Raw genomic sequence first — 6,395 nt, 5'->3', positions numbered from 1 at the left:
TTCACAATCCGATGGTGAAGAAAATTGCCACCCACCCGAATATGAGTGTTTTGAAAGGGCTCAGCCACTTGTTGAAGCCTTTTACGTCGAAATAACTAAAACTTCCTCTCTCTTTGAAGATTGAAAGAGCCTGACTCCATTTTTATGGGGGCTTAGGCTTTTATGTATAATGGACTCAGACTTAACAGAGTTTCAAAAAAAACACTCCAGTGCATGGAGTGTTTTTACTTAATGTATCCGTGGCTTCGGCGGATGCTCATGCCTTCAGACAGGTCCTCGTCCCACGTAAGGATTCGCTGGACATTTTCGCATTCGGTCTGGCCGAAGAACTTCTTCACTTTTTCCCTGAATTCGTTGTAACGGATGGAGTCCTGAAGCATTTTATCATAGGACTTCTTATACACCTGTACGGCGTCTTCTATGGCGCATTCATAGTCATGGCGCAGTTTATCAAGCGCCTCTGACGGCCCGTGGTCCTGATAAGCTTCAGCGGTTAAGTATACTAAACGGTCAACAATTTCATATGGATGATTCTGAACAGGCGCATCCGGACAGGCTTCGTTTCTCGCCCGCAGCTTCCTGTCGAGATCGAGGATCTCCTCTACTGTTTCCGATTTCTTCTGCTGGAAGATCATTTTTATTTTTAAGATGAGTTCGTTGTACCGGATCACTTCCGGGCGGATATCTTCACTTGCTTCTTTATACATCTGAATTGCCTGACCGAGGGCACATTCATAGTCGTGACGCAGTTTCTGGATGGTAGGAGAGTCATAGCGGTCGTTATAAGCCTCAACGGTAAAGTGAACCAGACGATCGACAATTTTTTGTGGTGTATTCATAGCTCCTCTTCCTTTCACGTGACCTTCGACGGCCTCTTGGTTTGTTATGGATGATAGTGGTATAACCTATATGACAGAGAAGTAAACATTTATTGCATATTAATGTCGATCTTTGAGGAAAAGGGGCTATTTTCAAGAGATAGGCACGGCGTGTGGGGGTAGTCTTCCCCAGGTGATTCCCCAGAAACACTGACATGAATTTCGTCATAGATTCAGAAATTCCCATGACGAAATTCATGTAATAAATGATATAATAGCCTATAATGGACAATAAATACATTACGGGGTATAGGAGGAGTTATCATGAAGAAATTATGGTGGATACTGGCAGCCTGTCTCTTCATGCTTGCTGCTTGCGGGCCAGATTCAACTTCCAGCTCTGACTCAGCAGAGGGCGGAGATATGAACCAGACAGAAGAACAGGCAGCCTCTGAGGAAGAAAGCTCATCCAGTGAAGAGAAAGAAGAGTCGATTGAAGTAGATAAGAACGTGACGGGTGTATCGGTTACGATTCCAAAATCATTCTTCGAGATTCAGAACCAGGACTTTGATCGAATTAAAGCGGAGGCCAAGGATAAGGGTATTAATGAAGTCATTGATAATGGCAGTACCGTGACGTATAAAATGTCGAAATCCAAACATAAAGAATTGATGAAAGAGATGGAGAAGCAGATGACTGCGGCCATTGAAGAAATAAAAAATGAGGACAACTACTCGTCCATTCAGGATATTCAAGCGACTCACTCTTATTCCGAATTTATGTTAGCTGTAGACAGAGAAGAATACGAAAACAGCCTGGATGGATTTGCGGTAATGGGTCTTGGCGTGACGGGTATGCTGTATCAATTGTTTGATGGGGCTGGTCCTGAAGAATATGACGTCACGATCAATGTGGTGGATGCCGCGAAGGAAGAGGTCTTTGATACGATTAAATATCCGGAGGCTTTTGAGTCTCTGAAGGAAGTGGAAGTGAAATAAGGATCTGTGGGTCATTTTGACTCTCTTGCTGATGCGTTCAGCAGGGGAGTTTTTTTGTGTCAAAAATAGCCAGACACTGAAGAGGAGAGTGCCTATTTAAAACATTTTCTCTGACTTAGAAACATCTTCTTTAACAAAATAGCATCAACAACCAAATTTTTACGCGATCAACTGTCTCATTACAACCTTATTCTGCTAAACGTAGTGCTGTTGATTGGCCTAATCCACTTCCGCTGCCGGTAAGCGTTTATTCGTTTTCTGTAAAGGAAAACGAAACTTTCTTCCTTACCCATCGTAAAAAGAAGAAGAGGGGGATTGAAATGAAGCGTGTCATCCAGCAATCGGTTGTTTCTGCAGTCGTGATTGGTCTTGTCGTATGGATAGCCAGTCTTCTTGTTCCATTTTCTTATATCGATTGGAGTTTTTTTATTGGTCTTGGTTTGACGGTAATCTTTTTCCTGTTTAATAGCAGTGGGGGAACTATTTCAAAAGGAGTCAATTATGCAGCTGCTTTATCCGCTTTCCAGCGTCAAGAGGAGGAGGAGCTGAAAACCAATTTAGGTGGGGTATTCTTTGGGTCTGTTCTCTATACACTCGTGAGTTTAATCGCGATGATCTTTGTTTATTTTTAGACAATCCTGGAGTAGAAATTTTAAGTGTAGATTCCTGAAAACGAATGCTTCGAACGTTTTATAAATAAATTTAAGATTAAACGACACCAAATCGTAAGTTCTTTCGATTATAGAATCGGAGGGGCTTATTTTTTATGCTCCTAACCTGAGGAGGATGAGTGTCGTGAATTATATTAAAGAAATTAATGCGTTTTATGACCGGATGGAATTGGATGGACTGACGACTTCAGAGATCGTGCTATGGCACACGCTGATGCATTTTCATAATAAAGCCGGCTGGCGGGAGGAAATTACGCTTGCGGCTACTTCGATTTTCGTGAAGTCGGGATTAACGGAAAGTTCTCTTCAGCGGGCAAGGAAGTTATTGCAGGAGAAAGGTTACCTTGTCTATCGAAGCGGTACTAGAAATCAGGCTCCTGGCTATCGATTACTTACTCGTGAATATCCGGAAACCGGCCGAATCAGTAACGAATCTGTGAATGGCAATGAGAATGCGATTGCGAATGACAACGCGAATGCTAATAAGCATGAAGGAAAGGCCGTATTACTTAAACCAAAAGAAACAAAACGAGACAAAACCACTGTGGTGGAAACGCCCACGGAAAATCCGCACACCTTTTACGAACAGAACTTCGGGATGCTGAATCCCCATATTGCGCAGTCCATTACGGCGTGGTGCGAGGATATGCCGGAGGAACTGGTGCTCGAAGCGATGAAACGAGCGCTTCAACATAACAAGCCGTTTTTCCAGTACAGCGGAGGGATCTTAAAGCGCTGGCAGGCACGCGGAGTGAAGACGCTTGAGGAAGTTGAGTCGCTCGATCTGGAGGTGCGGCGGTCGTCCGCCGGTAAATCGAAGGAAGACGGGCTGACAGTAGCGGAACTATATGAAGAGTGGCGAAAGGAGAACGAAGCATGAAGAGTCAAGAAGCGATCGAAATTCTGGAGACGATGCAGGAGATGTACCCGGGGAAATTTGAGGTTACCCAGCGGATGGTGAGTATGGCTCTTCCGCAGCTGATGCAGATGGATTATAAGGCGGTTATGGATAAGCTTTCCCGCTATGCCTTTACGTCTCCCTTTCCACCATCGTTCTCAAATATTGCGGTGTATCTGCCACAAGAGAATGATTACCTGGAGAAAATGAAAGTTTGGGAACAGGAAGCGGCTGAAGTGTCTGAGGAAACGAAGCGCCGTTTTGAAGAAAAGCTGGAGCAGTTGATGAGGAGGTTTTCAGATGATTTATAATCGCGAAGCAGAACAGTCGGTCATTGGCACGATTCTTTATGAAGGAACGTTGATGAAGGATGCAACTCTTATGGCGGATCATTTTGCCGATCCGAGGCATCAGTTGATTTTTCGAGCGATGCAGAAGGTGTACAAAAAGGAAGCACCGGTCAATCTGGTGTCGGTTACAACCGAGCTGAATGATAAAATTACGGCGGTGGGCGGGGTCAGCTATTTAGCGGATCTCGCAGGTTCTGTACCGACGACGCAAGCATTTAAACATGACCAGCGGCTGGTGCTCGAAGCGTTTCGGAATCGGAAAGGGAAAGAGCAGGCGCTTCGTTACATAGAGAATCCGAGTCATGAGTCGCTCGAGGAGTTGTTGAATAGTCTTGAAGCATACCGCGGCATGACGGCCAGGGAAGCCCCGAGCACCTATGACACTCTGATGGAAATCGCCCGCGAAATGGTTCAGCCAAGAGAGTCGAATATGAGCGGCTATTCCACCGGGTACCCCGATCTTGATCAAATGACCGGCGGCAGTCAGAAAGGTGACCTGATGATTCTAGCCGGACGGCCATCGATGGGCAAGACCGCCTTTGCGCTGAATTTAGCAGCGCACCATTGCAAGGCCGGCGGAGAGGTGCATCTGTTCAGCCTGGAGATGGGGCACAAGGAGCTTCTGAAGCGGATGATTTCCTGTGAAGCCGAGGTGGACGGCCAGAAGTGGCGGTCGATGAAATTCTCAAATGAGGATTATGAACGCGCGATGACCGCGATCGGGGTCATGGCCGAATGGAACATGGTCATCCACGAGCGGGAGAACACGGTGGCGGACATCCGGGCAGCCATCCGCCAAGCGGTACATAAAAATGAGGAAGGACGGCCGCTTGTGGTTATTGATTACCTGCAGCTGATGGCTTCTACGACGCGGTTCGAACGCCGGGATCTGGAGGTGGGCGCGATGACGAGAGAACTGAAGCTGCTGGCACGGGAGCTGGAAGTACCGATTCTGTTGCTGTCCCAGTTATCCCGAGGGGTGGAACAGCGTCAGGACAAGCGGCCGGTGATGTCGGACTTGCGGGAATCCGGAAGCATTGAACAGGATGCGGATGTAATCGGATTTTTATACCGGGAGGATTATTATAACTGGAAGGCGGAGGATCAGGATCGTGTCGAGTTTCTGTTAAGTAAGCAGCGGAATGGTCCGGTTGGGATGGTAGGGCTCAAGTTTATGAAAGCGTATGGGAAGTTTACAGGGGTGTAGGCGGCGCTATTCTATCTGCTTTTAATAGTAATGGAGTATAAAACGGTAGTCTACTTTCTATAATAATAGAAAACTCTCATTACGGCAGGAGATGGCTAACGTGATAAGAAGATTATTGATTACGCTCCTCCCTTTAATTTACATGGGGATGATCTGGTTGCAGTCCAGCTACTCGATCCAAACGATTAAGAAATTCCTGGGGTTATTAAAATGAATACGGTTCTTGAAATGATGCACTTCGTTGAATTCGCCATGCTGTATGTTCTACTTATCGCAGCTTTAGGGGTGAATCATAGATTAACGAAGGTAACCAGCTGCTTGGCTGCCTTATTTTCCATTCTGTACGGTGTGGGAGATGAGTTTCACCAACTATTTGTGCCAGGGCGTTCTTTTACGTTGATCGATTTGGTAAAGGACACGGTCGGGGTGCTCATCGTATGGGGAAGCTTTCATGTTTTGTATTTTAATAGGAAAAAGGCTGGTTCACGTGTGCGCAGAGCAGAGTCACATCCGATTGTAAAACCCCAGGAGTAAAATTCGGAAGACTAAATTGATGGTTTTAAGCTCACATAGAAGTCTTCCCATACTCCATTACAAACCACCGGTTCTATGGTGAATGGGAACGCAGTAACATACAATAGTAAAAGACGTTTTACAGGAGGAATGAAAGTGGGCGAAGATTATTTAAGGAAGCGTGTTAAACTCTTTATTGATCAGGTCACAGGGAAAGTCACACCGCCTGTTCCACTCAAGAATATTCCCCGTCACAGTTTTTGGAAGAGATGGTTTAAAAAAAGAGCCTCCAAAGACTCGTTCTAATCATGGTTTGTGTTTTTAGCGCACAAAAAAAGACCCGCGCTGGTAGGAGTCTCCTCGAGGAGTATAGTGAAAACTCCGGTTCATACTCTTTTATACGGTCTGCCTGGAGGAAATCAGCCCACTTTTTAGTGGGTTTTCGTTTCCCTTCTTTGTTTGTGCAAATAGTTTAATAAACTTGAAGTGCCATTTTGGTCAGGTTTGTTCTTTTTAATATGAGCTTGACGATTCCTTACAAACGCTTTGGCTATTTCTTCTGGGGGTACTTTGTGCTTTTCAGTCATCGTATATCTCCTTTATTTTCATTAAATCAAACGCCTATCGTCTTGGCCATTTATTTATCTTCTATAACTTCTTCCGTATCCAAGTAGTACGTGATCATCAATTCCTCATACAGGATCTTTGAGTAGTTAATAATACTTTGGAGGGCATCGACGTCATATTGTTCGAAAGGTAAATCAAAACTTGTTTTCATAACCACGATAATATGCTCATCCGTTCCTACTTTATACTGTCCTTCCGATTCTCCTTCGAATTCCTTCTCGAAATAGGCTAACCCGACTAACGCATTCTGTCCATTTAGTAAACGGTTTGAATAAACGGCTTGCTGCGTCTTCTTATTTCTTAGGAGGAACT

Annotated in this window: 9 protein-coding genes; 6 read left to right on the top strand and 3 right to left on the bottom strand. The window is 45.1% G+C overall.

From position 1 onward, the window contains the following. Nucleotides 1-224: 224 nt before the first annotated feature. A complete protein-coding gene (locus WAM07_RS18310) occupies nucleotides 225-839 on the bottom strand; it encodes a hypothetical protein (protein ID WP_422168826.1) in 615 nt (204 codons plus the stop codon). Nucleotides 840-1,142: 303 nt separating this feature from the next. Here WAM07_RS18310 and WAM07_RS18305 point away from each other — a divergent pair, with 303 nt between their 5' ends. From WAM07_RS18305 to WAM07_RS18280, 6 genes are all read left to right on the top strand, one after another. Further along, a complete protein-coding gene (locus WAM07_RS18305) occupies nucleotides 1,143-1,817 on the top strand; it encodes a hypothetical protein (protein WP_422168825.1) in 675 nt (224 codons plus the stop codon). Between the two features lie 320 nt (nucleotides 1,818-2,137). After that, a complete protein-coding gene (locus tag WAM07_RS18300; protein WP_422168824.1) occupies nucleotides 2,138-2,449 on the top strand; it encodes a hypothetical protein in 312 nt (103 codons plus the stop codon). 163 nt (nucleotides 2,450-2,612) lie between these two features. Then, nucleotides 2,613-3,368, top strand: a complete 756-nt coding sequence (locus WAM07_RS18295; protein ID WP_422168823.1) for a DnaD domain protein — start codon at nucleotides 2,613-2,615, stop codon at nucleotides 3,366-3,368. Beyond that, on the top strand, nucleotides 3,365-3,697 hold the full coding sequence (locus WAM07_RS18290; RefSeq protein ID WP_422168822.1) for a hypothetical protein: 333 nt from the start codon (nucleotides 3,365-3,367) through the stop codon (nucleotides 3,695-3,697). Before WAM07_RS18295 ends, WAM07_RS18290 begins: the two co-directional genes overlap by 4 nt. Beyond that, nucleotides 3,687-4,943 carry a replicative DNA helicase gene (dnaB, locus tag WAM07_RS18285; RefSeq protein WP_422168821.1) on the top strand — a complete coding sequence of 419 codons (1,257 nt, stop codon included), beginning with the start codon at nucleotides 3,687-3,689 and terminating at the stop codon, nucleotides 4,941-4,943. Before WAM07_RS18290 ends, dnaB begins: the two co-directional genes overlap by 11 nt. A 210-nt stretch (nucleotides 4,944-5,153) precedes the next feature. Then, nucleotides 5,154-5,477, top strand: coding sequence for a VanZ family protein (locus WAM07_RS18280; RefSeq protein ID WP_422168820.1), 324 nt, complete (start codon nucleotides 5,154-5,156; stop codon nucleotides 5,475-5,477). Nucleotides 5,478-5,887: 410 nt separating this feature from the next. Here the strand turns inward: WAM07_RS18280 and WAM07_RS18275 are convergent, their stop codons facing one another. Next, nucleotides 5,888-6,043, bottom strand: coding sequence for a hypothetical protein (locus WAM07_RS18275; RefSeq protein ID WP_422168819.1), 156 nt, complete (start codon nucleotides 6,041-6,043; stop codon nucleotides 5,888-5,890). A gap of 50 nt (nucleotides 6,044-6,093) precedes the next feature. Then, nucleotides 6,094-6,395 (bottom strand): hypothetical protein (locus tag WAM07_RS18270; protein ID WP_422168818.1); only part of this gene is annotated, 302 nt, incomplete at its 5' end.

It is taken from the genome of Halobacillus sp., from assembly GCF_049282395.1.
In the GTDB taxonomy this organism is placed as follows: Bacteria; Bacillota; Bacilli; order Bacillales; family Halobacillaceae; genus Halobacillus.
This window is presented reverse-complemented; position numbering and strand designations above follow the sequence as displayed.

Excerpts from the sequence above, each read along its gene's own strand:
- WAM07_RS18290 (WP_422168822.1), top strand. The coding sequence starts at position 3,365 with ATGAAGAGTCAAGAAGCGATCGAAATTCTGGAGACGATGCAGGAGATG.
- WAM07_RS18305 (WP_422168825.1), top strand. The coding sequence starts at position 1,143 with ATGAAGAAATTATGGTGGATACTGGCAGCCTGTCTCTTCATGCTTGCT.
- WAM07_RS18280 (WP_422168820.1), top strand. The coding sequence starts at position 5,154 with ATGAATACGGTTCTTGAAATGATGCACTTCGTTGAATTCGCCATGCTG.
- dnaB (WP_422168821.1), top strand. The coding sequence starts at position 3,687 with ATGATTTATAATCGCGAAGCAGAACAGTCGGTCATTGGCACGATTCTT.
- WAM07_RS18310 (WP_422168826.1), bottom strand. The coding sequence starts at position 839 with ATGAATACACCACAAAAAATTGTCGATCGTCTGGTTCACTTTACCGTT.
- WAM07_RS18300 (WP_422168824.1), top strand. The coding sequence starts at position 2,138 with ATGAAGCGTGTCATCCAGCAATCGGTTGTTTCTGCAGTCGTGATTGGT.
- WAM07_RS18275 (WP_422168819.1), bottom strand. The coding sequence starts at position 6,043 with ATGACTGAAAAGCACAAAGTACCCCCAGAAGAAATAGCCAAAGCGTTT.